Here is a 25778-nt window from a genome sequence, read left to right as displayed (position 1 = left end):
CTTCAACAATTATACAATTCAGACTCATACCTGCGAAAGCTTTTGTAATTCAGTTTGCAAAATGGGCAGCACCTTATCCATCTCAATCATAAAATCGTGGCAATACTCCTCGATCAAGTCCAAATCTTTATCCTGCCGAGCGCTGTTCTCCAGCCGACGCATTTTCTCTTCAAGATCCGATAGGCCAACCATGGCCAGCGTCGGCTTTAACTTATGAGCAGCACTGGCCAGATTGGGCCAATCTTTTGTCTCACAAATACCCGGTAACTTGCGTATATCAGGCACAATATCCGTCAGGAACATAGCGAACATTTCTGATGCATAGGCGGCATCGCCACCATACAATTCCGATAAACGCTGACGATCGAGGGCCTCATCGAATAAGATACACCCCTCACTTCTGATTTGTTCGACGGGTGCGAAGCGCTGTAGGACAGACAACAGCTGGTTCGGCTCGAATGGCTTGGTCAGAAAGTCGTTCATGCCAGCCTCCATGGCTACGCTTTTGTGATCGAGCATAGCCGAGGCCGTGAGCGCAATAATGGCCGTGTGCTGGTTCGGGTTCTGGGTGCTCCGAATCGCCACCGTTGCTTCGTATCCATTCATGATGGGCATTTGAATATCCATCAGAATAATGTCGAATCGTTGACTTTTGGCTTGCTCGACAGCCTGCTTTCCGTCTGACGCCATGGTGTACGGTATGTTCCACTTGTTGAGCAGACTACCAATGTACGTTTGGTTCATCAGGTTATCTTCCACAATCAGCACGTTACAGGTTTGTAGTTCTTCAACCTGCGTCAACTGCTTATCGATGTTCTTTTGATCGGCAGGCACCAGTGACTTAACATAAGGCACCGTGAATGTAAACGAACTACCAACATCAACCTGACTCGTCACCGAAATAGTACCTCCCTGAATCTCAACTAGTTCTTTCGTAATAGCGAGGCCAAGACCAGTGCCTTTGTGCTTGAAGCCATTTGGGTTTACCTGCTTGAATTTCTGAAAGACCATATCCTGCTTTTCGGCAGGAATGCCAACGCCCGTGTCGGTTACCGTAAACTCAACCCACTGTCTATGCTGTTCTTCTTTAGCGATCCGGGCAATGATCTGAATTTTGCCCTGCTCGGTAAACTTCTCCGCATTTCCGACCAGATTCATCAGGATCTGGTTCAGCATTACATCATCGCCAATAAACTCATCGGTAATGCGGTCATCCAGCACCACATCCACCGAAATCGGTCGATTCTGAAGTTTCATCTGAAACACTTTTTGCGTACTCCGAAGCAACCCGGCCAAATCGAACGGCCGGGCGTGAATCTCAATCCGACCGGCTTCAATTTTTGTCATATCGAGCAAGTCTGAAATGAGGCTATGCAGGAAATCGGCCGATGTCTTCAGAATGTCGATGTATTCGCGCTGCTGCTGGGTAGGCTGGGTATCGAAGAGCAGGTGCGACATGCCGATAATGGCGTTGAGTGGCGTGCGGATTTCATGGCTCATGTTCGCAAAAAATTGCTTTTCAGCCTGTTGGGCTTCTTCAGCAAAACGTTTAGCCCGAGCCAGTTCGTGCTCAAGCTGTTTGCGTTCCGTCATGTCATAATGGATGCCCATCGAACCCACAATCGTCCCGTTCTCATCCTGAATCGGAACGCCACTCACCAGTACCCAAATGCGATTTCCGTCTTTTTTAATCAACTGCAATTCATAAGAGCCCGCATTCCCTTTTTTCCGTTCTTCCTGTTGCCGGTCAACAACGGAGACAAACTCGGCAGGCACCAACAGATCAGTCGCATTTTTACCGATCATTTCCTCCTCCGTATAGCCCAGCATTTTACAGCAGCGCTCGTAAGACCGAACAATGATCTGGTTGTTATCTACCTCGAAAAGCCCCAGCTCCATGTTGTTCATGATGCCCCGGTACTTCTCTTCGCTCCGGCGGATCAGTTCCCGAGCCTGGTATTTCTCCGTTACATCGGTGTACTTCCAGAGATGACCCATGTACTGGTTGTCATCCAGGAAAATAGGAATGTAATCCAGTTCCAGAATACGGCCGTTGGCCATGCTGATTTCTTCGCCAACACGGGCCTGCCGGTTTTCCAGCAGCTCGTTCATTCGGTCAACGAACGCATCAGGATGCACAAACAGCGGTTTTACCTCCTGCCTTGCCAGAGAGCAATTGTAGCCAATCAAGTCATTGGCCGTAAGCGGAATCTCGAACAGGTCGCAGAACAGTTGGTTGGCCAGAATGACGCGCCCGTTTTCATCTTCAACCATTACGCCCGACTGTAGGTTGGTAATGAGGGTTGAAAGCCGCGTCTGGGTAGTTTCCAGTTCAATTTCGGCCAGCTTACGATCCGACACGTCGCGTGCCACGGCCACTAGTTCCAGTGTCTGGCCGTCCTGCTCAATAAGTCTGACCGTTTGCCCGATCCAGACGACGCGCCCATCTTTGGCCACAACCGGGAACTCGTTGTAGGTGCTGTCCTGCCGCTCCAGCATCATTGTCCGGTAAAACTCGATCAGCTTCATCCGATAGCCAACCAGCACGAAGTCAGTAAAGTGACTTCCCAGAAACTCCGCTTCGGTATAGCCCAGCAGTTTTTCAACTACAGGACTCACAAAGGTAAAATAACCGGCGGGCGAAATTTTATAAATAATATCCTGAACGGATTCAATGAGCTGGCGATAGCGCTGTTCGCTCTCCCGAAGTTCGGCTAGCTTGTTGCGAATCTGCTGCTCCAAATTTTCATTTAAGTGCAACAACTGTTCGTTGGCGTTGTAAAGCGCCAGTGCCTTCTTTTCCAGGATAGCTTCTGCCTGTAATCGAGCTGTTTTTTCGCGGACTAGCCGCCGTTTAAGTAGATCGATGTCCTCCATACCCTTACTCCTTCACAATGTCAAATAGAACCTGACTTCCGTCTTCTACAAGAATGGTTTTAGTGATTGTTGCTGTCTCACCAAAGGTTGCCAGGCAACCTTCAATCAGCCCATGGGCAAAATCGGCCAGTTTACGCTCCGATGTGTAGTGCATACGAAGGTGGTTCTCGGCGGGTTGGTCAATGGTAAAATGGGGAAGTTCGGCATCAGGATACAGCTTTCGAACTTCTACATGGATATATTGCTGAACGGAACTAAGTAGACTAAAAGCAGAATCGGCCCGGTCCACAAAGGGTCGGTAACTTCGGGTAAAGGCCGTAAACATATACTGCCCGTAAGCGCGGAGCAATTCCGGTACAGGCACTTTGGTTTGTTTACTCAGGTTCGTAACCAATGTCACCATTTCAGCGTGGTCATAGGTACCGATGGCGGTATAGATACCCCCCGATTGAAGACTGCTGTCCTGAAGTAAATGGTCAACTAATTCATAACCGAACTTCTCTTCGATCATTTCTAATAACTCAGTAAAGACAATCCCTTTCATTTAAGTAAAAATCCGTACGGTGAAACTTGACAATAAGTGATTTTATAGCGCAATATAGTAACAATTTGATACATTATTATGTATAGATTTAACTAAAAATGACCAAAAACCGGGCATTCCTACCAAAAAACCGGCAAAATATGCAGTTCATCGAAAAGTGGTCCGGTGTGTTATGTTTTAAGGACAAGTTTGCAGTAATCGAAGTTAGCAATCCACCCTTCAAAAACCGTAACTATTCCTGTCTATGAACCTCACTCTGAGTGATGAAGAAATGATCCGGCAGCATCTGAACGCAAATTTCACCGGTTGCCTTGAGAACCTATATAACCGGTATGTAGCTAAAGTATACAACCAGTGTTTTTCAATAACAAGAGATGCAGTGCAGGCACAGGATTTTACACATGATATTTTTCTCCGCGTTTTCGCTCGTTTAGACCAATTTCAGGGACGATCCAGCTTTTCGACCTGGTTGTACAGCCTTGCCTACAATTATTGCATCGATCAAATCAAGCGATCTAAGCGACTGGCAACAACCTATTTAAACGATGATGTAGAGTACTATTGTACGAGTACTGAAGAGGCCGAGAAGGTTGATTATACCTTACACCAACTTGCCCAGGTCATGAACCGCATCTCCCCACAGGAAGCTACTGTATTAAGACTCAAATATCAGGATGGTCTACCGCTGAGCCAGATTGGACTTCAGCTAAATTTAAAGGAAAGTGCCGTAAAAATGAGGCTTAAACGGTCACGAACAAAGGTTAAGCAGTTATGCCAGACGGCGATGGGTTAGTCATCGTCGTCCTCATCTTCCTCAGAGCCAGCCAACCAGGCGGGGTATCGTTTTTTACCTTTGGCCGTAAACCACAGAATCCGATTCAGCAGGTCGTCATGGCCCCGGTCAATCTGATGAAACCCATACCGGATCGACTGATTGGTGAACTTAAGTGATGCTCCTTTCAGCCCGGTTGGCGCTGGATTCATGTCAGTTAAGGAAACCCGGTTTGGCAGCGCCTTATAGGCAAATGACAAATCAGGCTTGTCGCTAAAACAGTCGAACATAGGCAGGGCCGTGGCGTCAATAACGTTCATGGGTGGCAGGCCCAGAATCTGCTCCATCGTTCGGACGACCGATGTTTGGTTGTAGTTGGTATGAACGGTTTTCTGTAAACGCGAGTATGGGCTGACAATATATCCCGTGGTGCGATAAGCCGACACATGGTCCCAACCCGCCTGTGAGTCATCTTCCGTAATAAAAATAACGGTTGACGCAGCAAACCGGCTGTGTGTGATGGCGTCCACAATTCGGCCCACGGCCAGATCGTTGTCGGCTACCATGGCCCTTGGAATCGGGAAGCCGGGGCTCATCCCCGATGTATGGTCATTGGGTAACGACATAACCATCAGATTTGGCAAGTCGGCGTTGGGGTTAGCGGCTGTTTCGTTGAGCTCTTTTATGAACGCATCGGCGCGCATCTGATCGCTGATCGTCTCGTCATCGCAACCCGGAAAATTCATAGCCAGTATGGGCCTCACCCGCGAAATGGTTGTTGTGTTGGTGAATGAGAACGGTTTGCTCGTCTGGCGTATCTGAAACAGCTTGCTCCAGTTGTACTCTTTTTTGTCGTAAGCACAGGAACAGGCTTCGCCGTACATGCGCACGGTTTTGCCATGATCGAGGGCGTTGTTCCAAATCAATCCTTTTTTGTCGTACACCATCGCGTCATACAACACGTGCGGGTAGCTCCGAAACCAGGCCCGCACGCTTTTTTCTGTGTAATCGGTCACCATGGCCGCACTTGCCCAGTGGTGCCCCTCGGCCGATGACTTCCCAGAAACATAGTAATTGTCCATCAGCAGATAGTCTTTTGTAAGCTGGTGCTGGTTGGGCGTAATGCTATCGCCAAATATGCATAGCTCGGGCATACCATCGCCCTGCGGCAGATCACCCAGCACCTGATCGTATGTCCGGTTCTCTTTGATGATGTATAGTACGTGCTTGAATACCGATGGCTCGCCAATGCGCTCGGGTACTGGTTTGGGAGCCACATTGGGGCGGGGAGCCTGCTCCGTCAAGGCCAGACGAAATTGAAGGCTGAGCTTTTTGACCTTCTCGGTATACGCTTCCAGTTGTTGTTGGTTAGGAACCGGAATAAAGGAAATTGACGCAAGTTGCTTGTGCGAATTATACGCTTTCAGGGTTCCTCCTGCGGGATTTTTTCCCTGCCCACCCTGATCGACCGGATTGGCAATCCGTGCGCCGATAGCTTCCAGATTGGTTACGTATAACTCGTTATTATGCAGCACAATTCCCGCCGGATAAGCCTGGGTAGGAATGTAACCTCTGATCGTATTGTTGCCTTTACCTGCACTGGATGCTTTGCTGCCTAGCCCGACCACACAGAGGGCGTTATCCAGTCCGTTCGCCACATAGAGTGTAGTTCCGTCGGGGCTGATTGCCAAACCATTAGGCGTACTTCCGATATAGCCATTTCCCCGGTTATACAAGCCGACAAAAACAGAATCAACGACTTGCTGATTCGCGACGTCGATAATGGACACGTGATCGCTGTTGCCATTGGCTACGTACAGAAACTTCTGGTCAGGGCTGCCAATGATGGCGTTCGGGTGCAGTCCGACCGACAGTTCTCGCTCCACTTTACCCTGTGTTATGTCAATTACCGAAACGGTACCACGGGCCATAGCCCCCGTTTTGGGATCAACGTAGGCGCTTCCCCAGGGAACACCGGCCGTTTCGAACCCATTGGTTACATCGGGAACCGGTCCGGCCCAGTTCGTCACGTAGGCTTTCGTATCCAGAATGGTCAGACCAAAAGGGGCTACGCCTGTGGGTGCCGTCCAGACTACCTGCTGGTCTTTCACCCGGAGTTTAACCAGTTGGTTGTTGCCATTCAGCACGGTGTATAACATAAGTTCACCGGCTTCTTCCTTCAATACGACTTCGTTGGGCAGAGCAATGGTGGCGGGTGCAATGGGCATGAAGGGAATCGCCCGAACCAGGCGAGCCCGCGAACCGTCCCAAACAACTTGCATCACGTGCGAATTGGGCTTTCCCCTGCCACCGGCACCCCAGAAAATATAGGTTGAATCGTGATGAACGATGGCCTTTATGCCCGAAAAAGAACTCATGCTCCCTTTAAGATCAGAGCCTTTGTTATAGTCCCAGCGCGAAATGAGTTTCCGCTGGTTTACATCGAAAAAAGCGATTCCAAACCGATCTTCAACCACGAGCGTCTTCTGATCGGGCAACAGCACGGCGTCCAGGCTATGGTTTTCAACACTGGCATCACCAAAACTAACGGATTGGCCTGCCCCGTCGATGATGCGGTTATAGGGCATCAGAAACGGCGATGTATCGCCCAGGGGACCATTGTCGGTGGGTGTTTTATATACCGATGAAAGCGGGCTCGGTTTAGTGCCAGAAGGACCAAAGTGATGGCATCCACCCAGCAAAAACAAGCTGATTAGCGTAAAAAACCCATAACCCACTGACGCAACGTTGATTTTCATGCGAGCAAACAAACTGGTTGACACTGTATCGAAACTGATAACGGCGACCAAGCTAAGGCCAAATCCACGTAAAAAAAAGGATTTCTTTTCTGCTTAACCTTAGCAGGTTATGGCCATGGTCCGTGAGACACGAACCACTCAGGCGTCAGCCACACCATCCGGTCAAGTGGCCCGTGGAGATCGGAACGCCAACCGCACGGACCACGGACATGCACAGACCACACAGACGTCAGCAAGGTCAGCCAAGCAGGGCAAAGTCCAACAACGCAAACTTTATAAAAAAGCCCGGCGTCGTAAACCATTCGTTCACGACGCCGGGCCTCTGTATGAAAATCTCCGCGTCTAATTCGTTTCTTTCAGGGTTGATAGAAAGCTAACCACATCCCGGATTTCACGCTTGGTGAGCAGGTATTTCATTTCGGGCATGCTCGATGGAGAGTTCGCGCGTTTGGCAATCTGATCTTTCCGAATGGCAACATCGGGCTGGTCACCTACTTTCACCATCACCTCGGTGTTGGTTTCGCCCTGCAGGATACCGCTTACGGTCTTGCCATTCTTAAGCGTCAAATTGACCGTTCCGAATCCGGGGGCCAGGCGGGCACTTGGGTTGATGAGCGCTTCCAGTAACTGCTCACGAGTGAGCCGACTGGCAACGCCATTCAGACGGGGACCGGCATTACCACCCAGATCATCATACGAATGGCACCGAATACACTGTGCCGTTTGGTGACGGAAGAAAATTCGGCGGCCTAAATCGGGCTCTCCACCCAGCAAACTACCCTTGTAGGAAGCCGCCAGCGCATCGGGCGACAGTTTGGCTGTAATGGCTTTGTACCGGGCCGTTAACTGGGGCGAATGGCTACTCTCAATCGCTTCCTCCAACTCCAGTTGAAGCTCGGGCGAAAGCGTACCCGCCGACAGTTTGGCCAGCAAGGGATCGAACACCTTTTGCGAATTGGCAACCGGCAGTTTTCCGAGCGTCAACAGAGCAGCCTGTTTTTCTTCGGTTGTGCGGTTATTGATCACCTCCGACAGCAGCGTTACCATGCGGTCTTTTGGCATGCTCGATTTGGCCACTAAATCCAGACCGGCCACCCGAACGCTTTTCTCATTATCGGCCAGCGCCGTTTCAATGGCTTTGCTCAGTTGCTTATCGTTCAGCGAAGCCAGTGCCCGCAAGGCAGCTACCCGCACAACGGCTTCTTTATCGCCCGTTAACCGGTTGAATAATGGCTCCGACGCGCCCGTTAAGTTCAATTTCGTGATCGCCTTGATGGCACTTAACCGGAGCGCTAACTCCTGGTGCGTCAATAGCTTGGTGTACAGATCAGCCGTTTTGCTTTTGACCAGGGCCGGATCGCGTTCGATAACGGCCCGATAACGCCCATCTACACGGTCCAGAACCGATGGCTTGGCCCAGGTACTAAGCGCTTCCATGGCTTCGGCGCGCATCGCTAACGGAGCCCCTTCTTTCTGTGCGTAGTCGATCAGGATTTGCATCGCTTCGGGCGTACCAACTCGCAGATTGGCGTTGATGGCGCGACGGATCAGCGGCTCATTCGTGAAACTCGTGCTCTGCATCACCTTGCCGAGCGCGGGCAGGGCCGCTGGAATGGACAAATCATCGTTGATGCCCCGAGCAGCTTCAGTGACAACGAATTCATCTTTATCGGCCAGGAAAGTAGCAATACCAGGGTCGTTCATCCGACGCAGGGCAACGACAGCGGCAATCCGAACGGCTTTTGACGGGCTGCTCGACAGCGCCACGACCGGAGCCGGTTTGCCAATACGCGCCAGTGCCAGACTACCTGCATGGCGGATGTAGGCATCTTCGTCATTGTTGGCTTCCAGCAGTTGAATGATAGGCTGAATGGCGGGTTCGTAGGCGATCCGTCCGAGGGCTTCAGCAGCAAAGAAGCGTGCACGGCTGTTGGCATCTTTCAGGACCGGAATCAGGGCATCACCCGCTTCTTTGTAGCGGACATCGCCCAGCCATTTGGCCGCCTGTGCGCGAATTTCAGGGTCTTTATCCTGCAACAAGGGTACTAAGGTCTGTGCATACTGCTTGTTCTGACGAGCCAATTGACTAATCCCCCAGATACCATGTACACGGGCCAGTTGGTTATCGGTTTGTTTGATGGACGCGGTCAATACATCAGCTCCTTTTGCCCCTCGTTTAACTAGTTCGAACTGGGCTTTCTGCCGAACCCGCATATCCGGATTCTTCAACAAGTCGCCCAGATCCGTTTCCGAACGAGCCCCAAATTTCTCGGCCAGTAACGCTTTGGTACGCTGCCGATCAGCGGAGCCAGCCCCGGCTTTGTCGTCCATTTTCCAGATGCGGCCATAATCTTTGGCATCCCAGCCATTGATCCAGTCAGCCACGTACAAGGCACCGTCGGGACCAAAATCAATACCCGTCGCTAGCACGCCACCTAACACCTTTTTCTGCTCACCCAACTCGAATGAGGCTCCTTTCGGCTTCAGTTTGAATGCGTGAATACCCGATTTGGCCGGATTTCCGACGAATTCGGCCACGAAAAACATGTTTTTGTACGCTGGACTCAAAGCTGTGCCGGGGTTGTAACGCATACCGGCCGGCCCACTCACATAGTTGGTAATGGTCGGAGTGATGTAGGCCGCCTGCCCTTCGAAGCGCGGTTTATACATCTGCTCATCCATCCAGACTTTATACGTGTTGTTGTTCGGATCGCGGTATTTACCGTACTGCCAGTTACTGCGCCAGCCCGTATCCGACCCGTTGACGATGTACACCAGCCGCTCTTTCTCGCCCGGATGGTCGCCGTCGTTATCCTCGCTGATCAGGTTGCCGTATTCGTCGAAAACAAACTCGTGGACATTCCGGACGCCATGAGCAAAAACCTCAAAGTCACTGCCGTCGGGGTTCGACCGCACAACGACGCCACTGTTCGGATGTTCCCACTTCTTGCCATCCGGTCCCTTCCCGTTGAAGCCAATGTCGCCGATCTGCCAGTAGATTTTGCCATCCGGCCCCATTTCGATTCCTGACATGCCGTGCCCACCGAAACCAACATGCACCCCGTATCCGTGCGAAATGGAGGTTTTTGTTTCGGCGATACCGTCGCCGTCTTTGTCTTTCATGCGCCACAGATCGGGCGCAACGGCTACATATAAATCGTCGCCATTAATCATCACGCCCCCGGCTACGTCGGTCACTTCGTCGTGAAAATCGTCCACGACCAGTTGCGATTGATCGGCTACGCCGTCGCCGTTGGTGTCTTCAATCCGGTACACGTTTTCTTTCTCAACGGTCATGTCGCGCCAGTCGTGAGAGCCATCGCCATTGAGGTCTTTCAGCCATTCGTTTTTCTTACTATTTTCCGGGGATAGCACTCGGTGGAGGAACGCCCGTTTGTCTTCAATACTTTGCAGTCGGTTCGATTCGATTTCCCAATCCTGGTGACCGCGAATGTCGAACTCGGTGTTTTTCTGCCGGTTTGTTCGGGTGTAATAGATCCGCCCGTTTTCGTCGGTGTCGATAGCGATTGGATCGGCAACCAGCGAATCCACACCCCACAAACGGAGAGTAAGTCCTTCGGCCAATTCGGGGGTTACCGTTGCTTCGATAGCCTTCGCTAGTGCAGCCGCTTTTTCAGGAGCCATCCGCTTGATGCGCCGGTCAATGGGGTCCTTTTCGTTCTGGTATCCAAGCAACCCCAGCATGGGAGCTAAGGCGCACAACCAGATCGCTTTTTTGTTTACTCGTAAAAATGCCTTGCCTTTTCTCATCCTAAACAGCTGTTAACAAGTCTATTGAAGGAACGTCGATTTGTCTAACAGGGTATACCTGACGTTTTAGCACCCATCTTTACAGGCCTAAAATTGACGCTCCATCTCAGGAGTTGAAAGGCGTTTTCCGGCCTACACTACTTTATTTTGGAAATATGTTTTCCAAATAGGCATGGCTCCTGCTTCGCTTATTGACGTGCACTGGTGTAAATCAGGATAGCTTCGGGCTGAACAACAACCGACGCCTGACCGTCCAGCAGCAAGGGTGCGGCCAGGGGACCGCGCCAGGCCGGCTCGGCCGAATCCAGTAACTTATGCCATTGGCTTTCACTGGCGGGCAGCGTAAACGATTGGGCTTCGCGGGAGAAATTCATTAAACAAACCACGATCTCCTCCAGAGCGAATGCACCGGGCTTCACCTCTTTTTTGTGTTGCCGGAACAAGGTGAGCGTCTGTTTAATGTCGTCAACAACTACGGCTACCGACTCCCGGTCCGGATGGCGAAGGGACGATGTTTTACGCAACCGTAACAGCGTTTGGTAGTACCGAAAAAGCGTCCGGTGTGGTTCCTGTGTGAGTCGCTGCCACTGTAGTTTCGAACGGTCAAACGTCCGTTCATCCTGCGGATCGGGAGCCTCGAAATCCGTTTGAAAATCAGCGAATTCTTTTTTTCGACCCTGCCGAACGGCTTCCACCAGCGTTGGTTCGGAATGGCTCACAAAATAGAGAAACGGATTTAGCTCGCCCCACTCCTCGCCCATAAACAGCATGGGCAGATAAGGGCTGCTCATAACGGCTCCGGCCATCAGTTTCTGCATCTCAAAACTAACCAGTTGACTGGGTCGTTCGCCCAGCATCCGGTTACCGATCTGGTCGTGGTTCTGCGAGAAAACCACAAACTGCCGACCAGCATGGCCCGCCGTCGATTTTCCCACGATCCGGGCACGACGGGGCATGTAGGTTCCGTCGTATACATAGGCATCCCGGTACGATTTTGCCAGGTCCTGCAGCCCATTATAATCGGCGTAATAGCCGTTGCGCTCTCCACCCGCCGTGACACGCAGCGCATGATGAAATTCGTCGTTCCACTGCGCATCCATGCCGTATCCATTGGTCGCCAGCGGATCAATGAACCGGGTTTCGTTTTGGTCCGACTCGATGATCAGGTAATGTTGCCGCCCGGTTTTCGCCATCAGCGCATCGACATATTGTTTGATCTCGCGAAGAATATGCGTTTCGCTCTCATCACAAATCGCATGGACGGCATCCAGACGTAAAGCATCAACGTGAAAATCCCGAAACCACATCAACGCGTTTTCAATGAAAAACCGGCGGATGCTATCGCTGTAATCGTCATCGAAGTTGAGGCCATTTCCCCAGGGTGTTTGGTGTTTGGCCGTGAAATACGGCCCGAAGTCACCCAGATAATTACCTTCCGGCCCAATGTGGTTATAAACGACATCGAGCACGACGGCAAGCCCCCGGCTGTGGCAGGCATCTACCAGTTTCTGTAGACCCATAGCCCCGCCGTAGGCATGCTGAACGGCAAAAGGCAATACGCCATCGTACCCCCAGTTTCGGTTGCCGGGGAACTGCGCGACAGGCATAATCTCAATGGCATTGATGCCCAGTTCGACGAGGTAATCCAGCCGGTTTTCAATCCCGGCAAAGGTGCCCTCGGGTGAAAATGTGCCCGTATGAAGTTCATAGAGCAAATAATCTTCCAGCGGCAGGTTGTGCCAGCCGGCATCTGTCCAGGCGAACGCGCCTGTATCCACCGCCTGCGAGGGGCCGTGTACGCCCTGAGGCTGTGCCATCGACGCCGGGTCGGGCCGTTCGAGAGAGTTGTTCAGCACAATGGTGTAGGTATCACCGGGCTGTAGCTGGGCGGTAGTGAGCTGCCAGTAGGCACCCTCTTTCAGGAGCGGAAGCGTTAATTGACGATCACCGAGACGAAGTGCAACACTGTTGGCAAAAGGAGCCCAAACTCGAGCCGTTGCGCCATCCTGGGTGAAGGTAACGCCAAGCATTCGGTGGCTTAATAGTGCCTGATTCATAAGGTATGCTGGATGGTTGAGTAAGTGGTTACTCAAACAACTCGCTGTAGCCGCTATGTGTTGGGAGAAATGGGATTTGACAGGCTTTATAGAGCCTCTCTTATACCATAACTGTCTGTTAAAGGCTGATTCCATCTATCCGTGGTCCGTGTCCTCACAAACCACCTGACCGGATGGAATGGCTAACGCATGAGTGGTCCGTGAAGACACGAACCACAGCATCAAGGATATGAACCATGAACTCCGTTTAGCGGGCTTTGCAGCAGTTATATTTACACGGCCACTTCGACGGTTGTTCCCTCTTCAATGAATACCCGGAAGGTGCCGCCTAACTCCTGCGCGCGGGTTTCCATGTTGCGCAGACCGTAGTGATGGCTGGCTACGGCACCATTCGTCCAGCTAAACCCCTGTCCATTGTCGTGTATCCGCAGGTTGATATGCCCATCGGCTTCAACGAACAATTTCACGATGGCCTCAGTGGCCCTGGCATGCTTAATAACATTATTGAGGGCTTCCTGCACAATTCGGAACAGGTTCAATACTTGCGATGAGCTCAGCTTGTAGGCCTGCGAGCCCGACACCTGCACATCGACATGAAGGCCGTCGGTTTCGTGCACGTAGCGATTGATGTACTGATTGAGCCGCTCGGCAAACTCTTCGACCGTAAAGCTTTCCTGATGAATGGCCCAGATCGTTTCGCGAAGCAGTTTCACCGCTTCGCGGGTGTGTGTAACGATGGTTCTCAGTTGAACCGACAATCGCTGTCCGTCGGTAATGGGTGTCTTTTCGGCCTGGTCGCTGATATGGGTCAGGTTCGTCACTACGAAAGCCAGGTGCGCGCCTACATTGTCGTGCAAATCGCGGGCGATGCGTTCCTTCTCGACCAGGAGGCTATTTTTCAGCCCTAACGTCTGCACTTCGGCTTCGTAGGTGCGCTGCTGCTGCACAGTACGCTCTTTGATAAGCCGTTCGGTTTGGTCGCGGTCGAGTTTATAGCGGTATGCCAGACCGACCATCAGTACCAGCACTTCAAACAAAGCGGCTGGTGCATAATAGGCAAAACAAGACACAGGCTGGTAGGTAGGTAACAAACCGAAATTAGCAAAAACCAACCCTAGGTTAAGGGTGTAAAAGGGAACAATGCCCACCAGATAAAGCCAGGCTTCCTGCACATGATACCGGCGTATGATGCTGATGCTGATGTAAGCCACAATAACCGGCAGAGGGAGCCAGTAAAGGGCCGTAAACAGCCGAACCAGAATCAGCTCCATCGTGGGTGATAGGGGGGTGAACCATTCGGCCGTCAGGGCAACCAGACACAAAACACCGCTCCAGAGCACAACCGTACCAACCGTATGCCAGCGGTGCGACGGGGTGTGCCGCAGATTTAAAAACCGCCGGACAAACGTTAGTTGCGAATAGAACAGAATGAGCGGAAACAGGAAATAAACGTTCTGGCGCGGCATCCAGAACTGCGCATCGAAACCAAATTGATTCAGAAAACCGTCATTGATGACAAAAAAGCCCACCAGCCCTAGCAGGCAGAAAATGTATCTCGAATAGATTTGATCGAAGGTGGTCAGGAAGAAGATGAGGCTCATTATGGCCACAAAGGTGAGCGCAAACAGCACCCCGCCCCAAAACAAATAGCTCTCCTGAACAACCGTTTCATAATCGGCCTCCCGAATCAGTTCGACAGGAAGTACCTGCGCACCCCGGTGTTTGACGACTCGTAAATAAGCCGTTACGACCTGCCCGCCCGGAACCGTGAATGGAAACCAGAAATGACGATTGTTTCGGATTCGCTGGGTAGCCCGCGTTTTCCAGCCAATGGTTGGTGACGTTGACAAGACGTTATTCTGGGCATCAACAAGATAAAGCTGAAGCTCGTCGAAGCACCAGAAGTCAATTTCGACAAGCCATTTTTGTGGCGTATTGACCGGGTTCTGCAACCGAACCCGGAGCCATAGCGGGGTGGCGGTTTTGGTGCCTGTAATGACACCAAAGTTAGGTACGGGCGATGTGATGGGCAGAAAATCGGACGTATTCGCCAGTTGAATTACGTCGGTGATTGTTCGTGTGTGGGATGAATCCCGTAGGTACGCCAGCGCTCCCCGAAGTGCCGGTTGATCTCCATTGGCGGGTAGCACCACAATGGGTTGACTACCTACCGGTTGTGCTGATACCCGTAGCCCTATCTGGCAACAAAGCAAAAACGACAGGACGAGTAGGCGCAAACGTATCATCAGTAGCAGAGGTCACCACTAATGTATAACGAGCATAACTAATAAGCAAGTAATTAGGAACCGGCCGCTGTTGAACGAAAATCTGGGCTCTTCCTTCCCGTCTATCACAGGCACAATAACAACCGAGTGAAGGGGCAAACCAGGGGTTCAGGAAATCGTCTGATCAGCCCATTCACTCGGCTACCGTTACCCCATTATCTGGCCCATTTTCATGGCAATACCCATATCACCTTTGATTTTGAGCTTACCCGTCATAACGGCCATCATTGGATTCAGGTCGCCGGTACCCATTTTAATGAGGTTATCGATGCTTACCTGCAAATCGCAATCGGCAGGTTTATCCTCATTAGACACAACAGCGGGCGATTGAGAGGCATCGATGTAGATAGGTCCCTGGTCGGTCACCAGCTTGATCGTAGCATTAATACTGTCGGCATGCGTAACTTTGGCCCGAATTTGCTCGGTTAGTTCTTGCAGAGTCATCTGATTTGGATTTCGTTGGTATAAAAGTCTTAGTAAAAGAAACTCAGCAGCGAAAATAAGGTTTCCAGGTAACGCGGACATCCTACCCGCTTAAATTTCATGGCAGACAGCAGTCTGCGTTTTCTATGCGTTCTCAATTCTTAACTCTCCTCTGCATCCTTACGTTTCTTAGTTGTGCCTGGGGCCTGCTGGATGCCATCGTCTCGTTTGTACAAGCAGACGCCGTTTCCGAAACGGTTTACGTCGAACAGAAAAGCACGGACCCGAAGCAGGAAAAACAGTCGAAGAAGTATTTCGAAGATCGCTCCTCCGACGATGTTCCCCTGCCGGGCAACCCCGAAAAAATCGAATCGCTGGCGGTGGCGCAATTCATCTATTCACTGCTCACACTCATTGGCGCTTTCCTGATGTTTCGGTTACGCAAGATCGGCTTCTGGATTTATGTAGCGGGGGTAGCCGTTGGCCTGATTTTACCGGTTATCCTGGCTGGATTTGGGGCGTTAAACACCTCGTTCGGTGTATTTTTTAGTGTAATTTTTGCGGGCCTATACTGGGTTTCGTTTAAGGAAATGAGTTAGATAACCAACTACGTGTTCAATTAACACATAATTTTTCAAGCGAGACTTTACAAAACTCCCTGAATCAACTCTAACGGATAAGCAGGCAATCGACGCATCTTTCCAAAAATGTGTTATTAGATATATCCTGTTTATTATAGAACGAATCGCATTTAGGGCAATTAATAGACAAACACCCCGGCGATTCCGTTTATATACCAAAACACGCACGTATGAACGCTTTTCGCTTAACTACACTACTCCTACTCGCCTGCTTTTCCTTATCGTCTTTCGCAGCCAGGGCCGACGACCCCGATGCGATCGTCGGTAAATGGCTTAGTTCAAAAAAGAGAAACCAGGTTCAGATTTATAAACAGGGGAACAAATATTTTGGTAAGCTGGTCTGGATGCTTGAGCCAACTTATCCGGGCACAAACAAGCCTAAAGTGGACAAAGAAAACCCGGACGAAAAGCTGCGTAACCGGCCGCTTATGCAGTTGGAATTGGTAACAAACCTAGTTTATAAGGGCAACAACACCTGGGGGGATGGCGAGATTTATAACCCGGAAGATGGCAAAACCTACAACTGTGAAGTGTTCCTCAAAGACGCGAATTCGATTGACTTACGGGGCTACATCATGGGGCTTAGTTTCCTGGGCAAATCCAAGACCTGGACGCGGGTGAAGTGAGAACCCGTAAAGTTGTGTGAAAGCGTTTTTCATCATCCCTCCTACATCGGGATGATAAAAAACGCAGGTAATCTTACCCTTTTACTCACTCAACAACCCACCTTGACAGGGTATTATACCGGCCTTCCAGCACAATTTTGTAGAAGCCCGTTGGCAACGCCGATACATCAATAGTGGCCGTCTGGGCGTTGACGGCCACCTCGGCCATAAGCAGGTAATCATCTCGCTTGCCTTCTTCGAAGTGATTCGTTGGGGATACCCAGACTTTAACGGTTCCCACTGGCTCAACGGCTTTCCAGTTCAGGGTAATTTTACGCGCTTCTTTCTTGACTGATGGCTCCGTAATGGACAATTTGCCCGTTAGCGGAACGCCGTCCAGTTCAAACGATTGCTCTTTTGGGATCGACAGTTGCAGGTGGCGGGCCATTGTTGGCATAATATCAACAATGCCGGGGGTGTTCTCTTTGAATTGGCTGTTCAGGTCTTTTGCGTTGGTTACTATCCAGGTAGCACGCTCCCGGTCCGACTGCCCGCCATGGTTTTTACCCGTATCGGCACTTCGGCCGTGGTCGGTGGTGATGAAGAACTGCCAGTCTTCGCCAGCTGTTTTCTGCCGATACTGGATAGCTTTCCACAGCCGCCCAATCTGATCATCCATAATCTTGACGGCCTTGTAGAACGGTTCGCTATCGCCGTATTCATGCCCCATATCATCTGTGTATTGCAGATAGACCCACGCCAGATCCGGGCTCTCCTCATGAATGTATTGAGTGGCTTCGTCAACTACTTTCTCGTCAATCCGGTGAATGTACTCCGACTCCCTGTCGTGGCGATAAAGCAGGGTATCCCGTTCCAGCCCATCAAACGAATAGTCAATGCGCAGGTGGCCCGTTTGTGGCAGGTCCTCACCAACGAGCTTGGTTCGGTTGTCGAGCCAGGTTGAAAAGACAGCCGTTCGTTTTTGCGGATACTGGCTTTCAAAAAAGCGAAAGATCGTCCAGTACTGGTAATTGGGCGCTTTTATGCTGTTGCCCCATACGTTGTGTTTGTTCACCCAGGTGCCGGTGAGCAGGCTGTTGTAACCTACCGCCGAAATGGTCGGCGTTTGCGAATAGGTGTTTTTTTTGCCACCCACATACGCTCGTGCGTAGCCACCTACGCTGGCAATAGCATCCAGATTAGGTGTTGGCTGCTTTTCAATTACATCGGCTGGAATACCATCAACGATGACAAATAAGGCTTTTTTCGGTTTACTCTGCGCCCAGCTATAGGGCGCTAGAAGCAGGCAACAGCCAAGGAGACATAGAAGTATCGATGTGCGGGTCATATATCTGGTGGAAACGCTCAAAGTACGGACAAGCCAGCCTATATATAAAACGCGGGGCTGAAATTTCACAACTTCATAATACGGTTTTCCCGTGGCCCGTGAGGACACGGGCCACGGGAAATGTACAGCTAAAAACCAATTGAATTGCCGCCATCAACGGGCAACGAGACGCCGGTAATGTATTTGGCTGCATCGGAAGCCATGAATACGGCCGCCCAGCCAATGTCGTCGGGTTGACCAAATTTCCCCATGGGCGTCCGGCGCATGGCGCGGGCAAACCGGTCGGGGTCGCCCCCCATAGCGGTTTTACTCATGGCCGTCTCGATGAAGCCCGGTGCAATGGCATTAACCCGAACGCCATTACCCGAAAATTCCGATGCCAACACCTTGACCATGCCTTCAACGCCTGATTTCGACGCGGCATAGGCGGCCACCCGATCGATACCGTAATAAGCGGCCATCGAAGAAATCATGATGATCGATCCCTGCTGACGAGCCATCATGCGTCGGGCGCAGGCCCGTGTCAAACTAAATACCGAGTTTAGATTTGTGTGTACGATGCGGTCAAAATCCTCATCCGTAACCTCCAGTGCCGGTTTTTTCATATTGATCCCGGCATTGTTGACCAAAATATCAATGGGTCCATACGTGGTCTCAATCTGCTCAACCAGGCCGTCGAGTAGTGCCCGCTCGGTTACGTCATTGACCATATAATGCGCCCGATTACCCAGCGTGTCAGTGGCTTCCTGAAGGGGTTGTTCTCTCCGGCCCGTTATGACAACAGTGGCCCCAGCCTGCACCATACAGCGGGCAATATCGAAGCCGATACCGCTGCCTCCACCCGTAATAAGAGCCAGTTTACCGGCGAGCGAAAAAATGGATTGACCAGGTATCGATTGATGTTCTTCCTCCATGTCTTGTCTTTTACTAGCGTAGTTTATAAATTTCAGATAATCGTTTTACATCCTCCAGCGTCCGGTCGGGTTTCTGAAACGGCGCGGGAATCGGTTGTTTCGAGTACGTCTGTAAATACAAAACCCAGGAGTCCCGCCACCAGATGGCTTCGTTGTGCTGGGTAGCCAGACGACCCGTTACGTCTGCAAAAATTTGCGGGTCAATAGCCGGTTTAACCTGTGCCCATTGCTGCTGCATCCAGCCAACTGAATCAGCGCCGGTGTAAAAGTGAGTACAAAGTTCATCCCAAAGCGTTCGCCCGGTAGCCAGCTTCTTTGTCCAGGGTACATGATGAAACCAGAGCAGGTAGGGCAGCGGACAAGTGTCCGGGTTCTGCCATATTTTTTGTACTTCCGGCCGATACTGTGCCAGGGCATTACTCCCCGTTGCCGTCCGGTCAAAGCCCAATCCGATCGAGTCGGCGCGATGGTAATAAATGGCGGTCCAGTCAGGACGGGGGCTTTTTTCCTGCCAAGGTTCGGGTGCAAAGTGAACACCCGCCCACGGACGCGACAGTCCAAGTGGGGTATTGTAGCTGACGTAAATATTCCGCGACCGGAGCATCAAGTCTGTAATTGTCTTTACGGCCTTCGGCTCCGACGTAAGCGTCATGTTGACCCACTCACGAGCGATGCCTTCCGACGTTAACGTATGATCCCACGCCAGCCGGCCGTAGGCGTACCAGTTGGCCTGCGCCATCGGGTTTCCGGTCCAGTTTCGATCGGAGCCCGTGTTCGCTACCCCCGCAATGGCCGTCATGGCGTACTGGTGTAAGCTGCCATCAATTACGTTCGCCACGGTCGAGCCCGTTCCTTTATCTTTTACGTGGGTATCCGTGTCCAGACATTCTTTAAACAAGGGCGCTTCATATACCCAATGCGTCGCGAAACCGAGATACTCCTGCGTGATTTGAAACTCCATGGCCAGGGGCGTTTTGGGCATGTTGCCAAACAGGGGCGAGTAAGGCTCACGGGGCTGAAAATCAATCGGTCCATTTTTCACCTGAATAATCACCTTCTTGTCGAACGTTCCATCCAGGGGCGTAAACTCTTCGTAGGCCGCTTTGAAACGGTCAGACTTAGGATCAGATTTATAGACAAAAGCTCGCCAGAGTACAATGCCGTCGTACGGTTTGAGGGCTTCAGCCAACATGTTGGCTCCGTCGGCGTGGGTACGGCCGTAATCCTGCGGTCCCGGCTCTCCCTCGGAATTCGCTTTAACCAGAAACCCGCCAAAATCGGGGATGGCTTTGTAAATATCTTTGGTTTTTTCGGCCCACCATTTCCTCACGGCCGGATCGAGCGGATCGGCCGTTTTAAGTCCGTTGGGCGTTAGGCTACCAAGCGTTTTAGGAGCCGGAAAATAAACCGACAGGTAAATCCGGATTCCGTACGCCCGGAAAACGTTGGCCAGCGCGGCTACTTTCTGAATGTATTCATCGGTCAGAAAACGGGCGCTGGCATTGACGTTATTGACCACCGTTCCGTTGATGCCCAGCGATGCATTGGCGCGGGCATAATCGCGGTAACGGGGATCAACCGTTTCGGGGAGTTCGTACCATTTCCAGAGCGACTCCCCCGCATACCCACGTTCGATGGTGCCGTTGGTATTGTCCCAGTGGTTAAGCAACCGGTATTGTATTTTGGGATTGCTGGTTACGGCAAGATTATCGATGGACTGACCCGTTTGCACCTGTCGCAGCAAAGCAAAAACGCCGTATAACACACCCGCGTTGGTCTTGCCAGAAATCGTCAGATTACCCGCTCTCCGGCTGGTCAATCGATAGCCGTCCGCCATAAGTATCTGTGATCCGGCAGCAGGTCCATTTGCCACCGATAAAACAATTCCCCCCGTTCGGCTTGTGGCATTGGCAATAATGGGCACCGATTTGCCGAGCAAGCCCTGCAAGCCCATTTGAAGTTCATCGGCCGCTGATTTCAGCATTGGGCTGGTACCCGTCACCGCAATAAACTGCGCCGAACGGGCATACGCTTCCCGTTTGGGCATGTCTTTAATCAGATCATATTTCAGCCACAGCCGGTAACCATCGTCCGCCACGGCCAACTGACTAATCAATAGAAGAAAAAGTAATATCCGTTTCATTTTCAGGTTGATTTTCAGACGCAGGTACATTGCGTCGCGTTAAGTGACCAGAATGTCGCCCTGGCATCCTCGGTCTGTGTCCTCACAGAACGCTTTGATGAAGACTAACCCCAGACGTTCTGTGAAGGCACAAATCGGGGATGCGGATGCTAAGCCAGCCAGACAAATACAATCCCAAATAGCTCTTTTTACAAACTCCGCTCAATGCCTATTTCTAATCCCCGAATCTCGGCCAATCCACGGAGTCGGCCAATGGCCGAATAGCCGGGATAGGTTTTCTTGTGCAAATCGTCGAGCATCTGGTGACCGTGATCGGGGCGCATGGGAATGGCCGTTTCGCCAACACCCTGTTGCGCCCGCCGTTTCTGTTCCAGCACAATGGCTTTCACGACGGCATACATATCGACATCGCCCGCCAGATGATCCGCTTCATGGAAATTGCCGGGCCGGGTCGCCGTTTCAGCTGACTCTCGTTTGGTTGTACGCAGATGGATGAAATGAATCCGTTCGCCAAATCGCTGTATCATACCCGGCAAATCATTATCGGAGCGAATGCCCAGAGAGCCTGTACAGAACGTAATGCCGTTGGCGATTACGTCGCAGGCGTCCAGCAGTCGGGCCAGGTCGGCTTCGGTACTGACAACGCGGGGCAGCCCCAGCAACGGATATGGCGGATCGTCGGGGTGAATGCACAGATTCACGCCCACTTCCTGCGCTACCGGAGCTACCTGTTGAATAAAGTAATAGAGATTCTGGCGAAGTTCGGCATCGCCAATGGACGCGTACTCGTTCAACAAACCCTGAAACGTATCGAGGGTAAAGGCTTCTTCGGAACCGGGTAAGCCGAGCAAAACAACATTCGACAAATCAGTAATCTGTCCGGGTGTCATTTGATCAAACTTCTGACGAGCCGATTCGACAATTTCGGGTTCGTAGTCGATCATGGCGCCGGGTCGTTTGAGTATGTACAGATCGAAGACGGCGAAATCTTCCCAAACAAACCGGAGTGCCCGCGAGCCGTCGGGCATTTCGTAACTAAGGTTCGTGCGCGACCAGTCCAGCACCGGCATGAAGTTGTAGCAAACGGTTTTGATACCACAAGCCGCCAAGTTTCGAATCGACTGTTTATACGTCTCGATATAGTCTGTGCGCGTTGGCCTCCCCTTCTTGATGTCTTCATGAACTGGCAGACTCTCGACCACTGCCCACTGCAAGGGCGAATACTGGTGATTAGCCGCTTCGATGAGTTGTTTTCGTTCGGTTATAGCCTCAACCGTCCATAATTCACCCACCGAAATCTGGTGCAAGGCCGTAACGACGCCCGCGCAGCCCGCCTGCCGAATATCCATCAATGAAACCGGGTCATTGGGCCCGAACCACCGCATGGTTTGTAACATTCCCATTCCTACTCTATTGCTTGTTTTGGTTAGTTGTGGTGTCGGGTTCTCTTCTGTGGTGTCGGATTTGAGATGGCACCGGCCACCCGGCCCGACACCACAGAAATTATTTCAACTTAAACTCCCGCTTCGCAAATTCCAGAAAAACAGGCCAGTCGAGTATGTCGACATGGCCGCCTTCGTGATTGCGGAAAGCCAGGTCGCCGTCAATGAGGGCCACATCGGGGGCAGGCATCTCGTTTGTTCCAACGCCCTTTTTACCAAGTAACGTATAAACCGGGCTTGCCCCAACGCAGGCCAGAAACTCCCCTTTGGGGTCGGCCCAACTATCTTTCGTGCCACCGGTAATAAACAGCGGTCGGGGCGCAATGAGCGCCATTAAGTCGTGGGCATCAACGGGCATCGCAGCCCAGTTGCCGCCATACTTCAGGAAATTTCCAGCCATCCAATGGTATTCACCCGAACCTGCTACGTTATCAATGGTTTCGCCGAAGCTGCGCTTCTCCAACGAAGCGCCCATCGACCCCGAGCAACTGGCGAAAACGATGGCCCAGCGTGGGTCGAGCGCTCCGGCCAGCAGGGCCGTTTTACCCCAACGCGAATGTCCCTGAATACCAATCTGTTTGGCGTTGATGCCGCTGTCTTTCTCAAAGTGATCGAGCACCCGGCTAAGTCCCCAGCTCCAGGCCGCCAACACGCCCCAGTCGTCAGGCTTCCGGTCTTTTCCTCCATTCATTAGCCCGATAATGCCTTCGTGTAAACCGGCGCCACTATCCATCTGAATGGCACCCGTATTGACGAGGGCAACGGCCCAGCCGGCATCAATCAGTTTTTCGATACTAGGCAACGGCTGCGGAAACGAGCCCCACACAATGACCATCATCGGAATTTTCCCTTTGGCATTAACCGGTCGGTAGTAGGTAATGGGAATACTCGGAGTTGCCGCCGGATATCGGGCGTTGTCAATGCGGCCAAGCAGCATTTTTCGGATCGCCTTACCAGCCAGAACTGTGCTATCGGTTCCGGTGGGGCCAAAGGTTACGCCGGGCGTGTTGGCAGGCGTTTTGCCGTAAATCTCCGTCTGGTAATCAGCCAGAATTTCGGGTCGGCGCTGTTTCCACCAGGTAGCCGCATTCGTGACGGGCTTGCCGTTTTTCAATAACAGCGGGTCAGGAAGTTTATAGTTGCTGGCTATAACTTCGTCGTAATTCGTCCAATTCCCCCACCCCGACCGGACGTGTGTCTGGCCTGCTTCATCGAACCAGTTGGTAGAGCCCTCTTTTGGGTTGAGATGCGGTGGCCGTTTAGGATCTTCGGCAGGAGATGGCAGGGTCGGCAACGTCAGATGGAGCTTATCCATCATTTTCTGCCAGTCTTCCTGGCTGGCCGCCCGCATTTTATTCATATAGGCCGTCCGTTCCTCCGGCGTCATTTTCTGAAAGTCGGGGGATTGGGCAATTAGATTGGCCATTGACAGCAAACCCATTATACCTACACAAAACACCCGTTGGCAGCGTTGATTGACTGATGGACGATTTTTCATTTTCAGGCAGAGGATTGGCAGCGTGCTGGCAGAAAGGAGGTCTGATGGCGCGAACGTTTTCGTTCGTGCTGACTATTCATCGGCCTCTGGCCGACTAGCTACGATTTCCTAACGGCCAGAGGCTGGTTCATAACTGGCACAAACGAAGACGTTCGCGCCATCAAGACCATCAGGCACGAGCTTTCACCCGGCTAAAAACGAAAATATACAACATCGTCCAGGCCGCCAGATACGCCAGACCCGCAATGTAGAATATAATGTAGTACCCTTGTGAAAGACTTCCCAGCGCTTTGTAATGATCCAGGATGCGCCCTACAATGAGTGGAAAAACAGCCCCTCCCAGTGTTCCGGCCATGGTGCCTAAACCAACGACCCGGCTGATGACCTGCTTCGGAAACTGATCGGCGGCAACCGTAAAAATATTAGCGGACCAGGCCTGGTGAGCGGCTACAGCCAGGGATAAAATGGCAATGACCGGCCACATACTGCTCATTTGGCTGATCAACATAACGGGCATGACAAAAATGGCAAACAAGGCCATGGCCCACTGCCGCGCCCGTGTTGGATGCCAGCCTTTGCGAATCAGCATCGACGACAGCCATCCACCCCCAACGCTGCCAATGGTCGCAGCCAGATAAATAACGATCAATGGAAGACCCAGCTTTTTGAGATCAAGGTGGTAGATATTGGCCAGGTACGAAGGCAACCAAAATAGGAAAAACCACCAAATAGGGTCGGTCAGGAGCTTGCCACTCATGAATCCCCAGATGGCCTTGTTGGCGAAAATCGGATAACGGGTTGTTTTATCGGCCAGCAGATCTGTGGCGGCAGCATCACCGGCAATGGTTGCGTCAACGGGATCGGATGTGATATAGGTTAATTCAGCAGCACTTACACGCTTGTGCCGAGCGGGTACTTCATAGTAAAACCACCAGGCCACAATCCAGAGGAAACCCAACGCACCTGTAAGAATAAATGTCATCTGCCAGCCTAGCATCAGGGCCAGGGGCGGCACAATAGCCGGGGCAACCACAGCGCCGATATTGGCACCGGAATTGAAAATACCCACCGCCAGCGCCCGCTCTTTCTGCGGAAACCACTCGGCCACAGTCTTGATCGAAGCGGGGAAGTTACCGGCCTCGCCAATGCCCAGCATGGCTCGGGCCACCATGAATCCGGCCGTACCACCCGCCAGCGCGTGGCCCATGGCGGCCAAACTCCAGACCAGAATAGCCCCGATATAGCCCAGTTTGGTGCCAACCCGGTCGATGATGTAGCCAGCCAGCAACGTTGTCGCTCCGTAGAAAAACGTAAAAACGGTGACAAGGTCACCATAATCCGTTTCACTCCAGTTAAATTCTTTTTCCAGAACGGGCTTCAGCAAACTCATAACCTGTCGGTCGAGGTAGTTGATCGTTGTTGCAAAAAAGAGAAGCGCAACAATTATCCAGCGATAATTGCTGGAGGTGGGCAACGTACCACCGGTAGGCCGCAGGATATCGGCAGCAACGGGAGTGGGTTTTGTTGTCAAGTGAACAGGTCGATTAGGATGAGTGTCTGTCAGACTACGCTAAAACACGATTAGCCCGGTTAAATACTGTATGCCACAAATGGAGGGATGCATTTGCCCTATTTGGGGGTCAGTTTTGTCTACTAACATGCCAGGATGTTGTGTAATCCGCCGGCTTTATCCACAGAT

At 51.7% G+C, this 25778-nt stretch carries 17 protein-coding genes; 4 read left to right on the top strand and 13 right to left on the bottom strand.

All coding sequences use genetic code 11. The features are described from left to right. Window positions 1-24 precede the first annotated feature (24 nt). The gene (locus SD10_RS01545; protein ID WP_046375371.1) at window positions 25-2877 is read right to left on the bottom strand and encodes a PAS domain S-box protein; all 2853 of its coding nucleotides are present in this window, start codon (window positions 2875-2877) and stop codon (window positions 25-27) included. A 4-nt stretch (window positions 2878-2881) separates the two neighbouring features. Then, a complete protein-coding gene (locus SD10_RS01540) occupies window positions 2882-3421 on the bottom strand; it encodes a heme NO-binding domain-containing protein (RefSeq protein WP_046375370.1) in 540 nt (179 codons plus the stop codon). A 244-nt stretch (window positions 3422-3665) separates the two neighbouring features. Between SD10_RS01540 and SD10_RS01535 the strand changes: the two genes are divergently transcribed. Further along, window positions 3666-4214, top strand: a complete 549-nt coding sequence (locus SD10_RS01535; protein ID WP_046375369.1) for an RNA polymerase sigma factor — start codon at window positions 3666-3668, stop codon at window positions 4212-4214. On the opposite strand, the gene SD10_RS01530 is transcribed toward SD10_RS01535, so the two are convergent. After that, on the bottom strand, window positions 4211-6952 hold the full coding sequence (locus SD10_RS01530) for an alkaline phosphatase family protein (RefSeq protein WP_046375368.1): 2742 nt from the start codon (window positions 6950-6952) through the stop codon (window positions 4211-4213). The genes SD10_RS01535 and SD10_RS01530 overlap by 4 nt on opposite strands. Window positions 6953-7061: 109 nt before the next feature. On the opposite strand from SD10_RS01530, the gene SD10_RS01525 reads away from it, so the two are divergent. Next, complete coding sequence (locus SD10_RS01525; protein WP_046375367.1) at window positions 7062-7298, top strand: hypothetical protein; 237 nt, start codon at window positions 7062-7064, stop codon at window positions 7296-7298. Here SD10_RS01525 and SD10_RS01520 read toward each other — a convergent pair. The 4 genes from SD10_RS01520 to SD10_RS01505 all read right to left on the bottom strand — a co-directional run bounded on the left by SD10_RS01520 (window position 7295) and on the right by SD10_RS01505 (window position 15509). Beyond that, the gene (locus SD10_RS01520; RefSeq protein ID WP_046375366.1) at window positions 7295-10723 is read right to left on the bottom strand and encodes a DUF7133 domain-containing protein; all 3429 of its coding nucleotides are present in this window, start codon (window positions 10721-10723) and stop codon (window positions 7295-7297) included. The two genes, SD10_RS01525 and SD10_RS01520, sit on opposite strands and share 4 nt — an antisense overlap. 188 nt (window positions 10724-10911) lie before the next feature. Continuing rightward, window positions 10912-12780: a malto-oligosyltrehalose trehalohydrolase gene (gene treZ, locus SD10_RS01515; RefSeq protein ID WP_046375365.1), complete on the bottom strand. Its 1869-nt coding sequence runs from the start codon at window positions 12778-12780 to the stop codon at window positions 10912-10914. Window positions 12781-13052: 272 nt separating this feature from the next. Continuing rightward, window positions 13053-15026 (bottom strand): sensor histidine kinase, encoded by a 1974-nt coding sequence (locus SD10_RS01510; RefSeq protein WP_046375364.1) that lies wholly within the window; start codon window positions 15024-15026, stop codon window positions 13053-13055. 186 nt (window positions 15027-15212) lie between these two features. Further along, window positions 15213-15509 carry an SCP2 sterol-binding domain-containing protein gene (locus SD10_RS01505; RefSeq protein WP_046375363.1) on the bottom strand — a complete coding sequence of 99 codons (297 nt, stop codon included), beginning with the start codon at window positions 15507-15509 and terminating at the stop codon, window positions 15213-15215. Window positions 15510-15634: 125 nt separating this feature from the next. Here SD10_RS01505 and SD10_RS01500 point away from each other — a divergent pair, with 125 nt between their 5' ends. Together SD10_RS01500 and SD10_RS01495 are read left to right on the top strand one after the other, a co-directional pair. Next, on the top strand, window positions 15635-16087 hold the full coding sequence (locus SD10_RS01500; protein ID WP_046375362.1) for a hypothetical protein: 453 nt from the start codon (window positions 15635-15637) through the stop codon (window positions 16085-16087). 212 nt (window positions 16088-16299) lie between these two features. Further along, on the top strand, window positions 16300-16755 hold the full coding sequence (locus tag SD10_RS01495; protein ID WP_046375361.1) for a DUF2147 domain-containing protein: 456 nt from the start codon (window positions 16300-16302) through the stop codon (window positions 16753-16755). Between the two features lie 85 nt (window positions 16756-16840). Here SD10_RS01495 and SD10_RS01490 read toward each other — a convergent pair whose 3' ends face one another. From SD10_RS01490 to SD10_RS01465, 6 genes are all read right to left on the bottom strand, one after another. Beyond that, the gene (locus SD10_RS01490; RefSeq protein WP_046375360.1) at window positions 16841-18082 is read right to left on the bottom strand and encodes an alkaline phosphatase family protein; all 1242 of its coding nucleotides are present in this window, start codon (window positions 18080-18082) and stop codon (window positions 16841-16843) included. Window positions 18083-18210: 128 nt separating this feature from the next. Continuing rightward, complete coding sequence (locus SD10_RS01485) at window positions 18211-18996, bottom strand: SDR family NAD(P)-dependent oxidoreductase (RefSeq protein WP_046375359.1); 786 nt, start codon at window positions 18994-18996, stop codon at window positions 18211-18213. 13 nt (window positions 18997-19009) lie between these two features. Continuing rightward, window positions 19010-21139, bottom strand: coding sequence for an alpha-glucuronidase family glycosyl hydrolase (locus SD10_RS01480; protein ID WP_046578908.1), 2130 nt, complete (start codon window positions 21137-21139; stop codon window positions 19010-19012). A gap of 188 nt (window positions 21140-21327) precedes the next feature. Continuing rightward, window positions 21328-22542 (bottom strand): mannonate dehydratase, encoded by a 1215-nt coding sequence (gene uxuA / locus SD10_RS01475; RefSeq protein WP_046375358.1) that lies wholly within the window; start codon window positions 22540-22542, stop codon window positions 21328-21330. A 100-nt stretch (window positions 22543-22642) separates the two neighbouring features. Further along, window positions 22643-24079, bottom strand: coding sequence for an alpha/beta hydrolase family protein (locus SD10_RS01470; RefSeq protein WP_046375357.1), 1437 nt, complete (start codon window positions 24077-24079; stop codon window positions 22643-22645). A gap of 169 nt (window positions 24080-24248) precedes the next feature. Next, window positions 24249-25577, bottom strand: coding sequence for an MFS transporter (locus SD10_RS01465; protein WP_046578906.1), 1329 nt, complete (start codon window positions 25575-25577; stop codon window positions 24249-24251). Between the last annotated feature and the right edge of the window lie 201 nt (window positions 25578-25778).

The organism is Spirosoma radiotolerans (genome assembly GCF_000974425.1).
In the GTDB taxonomy this organism is placed as follows: domain Bacteria; phylum Bacteroidota; class Bacteroidia; order Cytophagales; family Spirosomataceae; genus Spirosoma; species Spirosoma radiotolerans.
Note: the sequence above shows the minus strand (reverse complement) of the source record. Positions and strands in the feature narration are given on the sequence as shown.